This is a genomic window from Pseudomonas amygdali, assembly GCF_002699855.1.
Classification (GTDB): domain Bacteria; phylum Pseudomonadota; class Gammaproteobacteria; order Pseudomonadales; family Pseudomonadaceae; genus Aquipseudomonas; species Aquipseudomonas amygdali.
On the sequence record NZ_LKBW01000230.1, the window covers coordinates 1 to 440 of the forward strand.

At 48.9% G+C, this 440-nt stretch carries 1 pseudogene; it reads left to right on the plus strand.

From position 1 onward, the window contains the following. Positions 1–65: 65 nt before the first annotated feature. Positions 66–440 (plus strand): annotated as a pseudogene (locus tag AO277_RS15150) (hypothetical protein); the annotation flags it as partial.

Genomic DNA, 440 nt, shown 5'->3' on the forward strand with positions numbered 1-440 from the left:
TTTGGTCGGCATACATGCACCTCTAGCTACATGTTATGCCCGAACACAAAATTTCTGACAGTCTCCTGTACCAGGTCGACGGTCGCGCCAATGACCATACCGATGAGATCAGGGTTGCCTACAACAACTTCAAACGAGGAAAAAACAAGCCTCATATTCCTTGTTCAAACCGACAAGCCATTTTTTATCAGCTCGAAACGCCAGGTCGATTTGAGTCGGCTCATCATGACTCACAGCGCATCATTCCTGCTGTTACAAAAGCCATACGTGAAACCTTGCGCAATGTGGTGTTTCTTGATCCGCGTCCTGCGCTGATGCGTGACTATGCTTATGTGAAGGACGACCTCATCAAAGAGGACGGCAGCAATCTGTCTGAACCGCCCCGGGTTTCTCGGAGACTCCAACCTTTGAGAGGATGGAGCGATGAAAAAACTACCGAA